The 1,230-nt window shown below is 64.1% G+C and carries 1 protein-coding gene; it reads right to left on the bottom strand.

Features of this window, described 5'->3' with window-relative positions:
* On the bottom strand, positions 1 to 1,230 hold a 1,230-nt coding region (locus C9413_RS32215), incomplete at both ends, for a GumC family protein (RefSeq protein ID WP_170251582.1).

Here is a 1,230-nt window from a genome sequence, read left to right as displayed (position 1 = left end):
CCTCGCGCCCCCCTCGCAGCGCCATCGCGGCCTGCAGGTGTGCCGCCTTCGCCCCGGCGGGCAAAACCGCCGTTTCGCCCTGCAGAGGCAGGCTTCCGCGCGACGCTATACCGAGTTCCTGCCGCAGTCTGGAGTTCAGGTGAATCCCCTTGCCCCTTCCATCAAAAAGCAGCGCGAGCAGGAGACCACCAGCCAGGCCCATCAGTGTGGTGAAGGGCAGGATGATGGAGGGTTTCGGCGAGCTCTTCGTCAGTGGCGCGGACGCGGCCGTCACGATACGGGCATCGCCGAGCGGGAAAGACTGCTTCTGCAACGTGCCCGTCAGTTGTTGGAGAATTCCTTCATAGATACGGCGATAGGTCGTCGCACGGCTTTCCATTTCGGTGAGTTTCACACGCGCCAGGTTTTTGTCCGTGCCGGTCGCAGTCAGCGCCGCCATCTGGTCATTGAGGAGGCGTTCGCGAGTTTGCGCGACCTGCAGGTTCGTTTTGTATACTTCCTGGATGCGAACGAGTTCGTTCCTGATATCGCCGGTTAGCCGTGCAACTTCCTCTTTGGCGGCCGCGATCGCGGGATTGCCGGGATCGTAGCGGCTTATCAGATTGTTCAGCCTCGACGTAGCAAGGCTGACGTCCTCCTGGAGTTTCTGTATGCGGGGGTTGTCGATCGTCTCCTGAACGCTGCCGCCAACCGCTTCCCCCGCCATCAGCCGATTGAGGGTATCGAGCTTGGCGGACGCGGCAGCGGTGTCGGCGCTGGCGGAAATGGCTTGGCTGCTGATTTCGGACAATTGCTGCTGGTCCAGGGACGATGGGGTGCCGAGTTCCATGATGCCGGTCGTGGCCCGGGATTCTTCTGCATCCAACGCCGCCTGCCGGGCTTGCTTCTCCACGTCGATCAACCGGGTTTCCAGCCAGTTCGCCCCGCTTTGCGCTGCTGTGGCGCGCGCGGAGACGGCCGAATCCATATATGCTTGCGCAAGGGCGTTCGCGACGCGAGCCGCCTTTTGCGGGTCGGTAGATTTGTAGCCGATTTCGAGGATATAGGATTGCCCTACCCGGACGACGGAGACCCGCGACAGGAACGACGCCATCGTCCTGCGCATGCGAATCTCCTCGTCCGACGCCTCCTGGCCGGGCGCGGCGGGGGCCCGCCCGTCCCCCACCAACCACGGCCGCCCGCCGCCGGTGAGCCACCCCCCCCGCCGCATCGGTGCTCGGTTCCCGGCAG

The organism is Rhizobium sp. SEMIA 4085 (assembly GCF_013004495.1).
Classification (GTDB): domain Bacteria; phylum Pseudomonadota; class Alphaproteobacteria; order Rhizobiales; family Rhizobiaceae; genus Rhizobium; species Rhizobium gallicum.
This window is presented reverse-complemented; position numbering and strand designations above follow the sequence as displayed.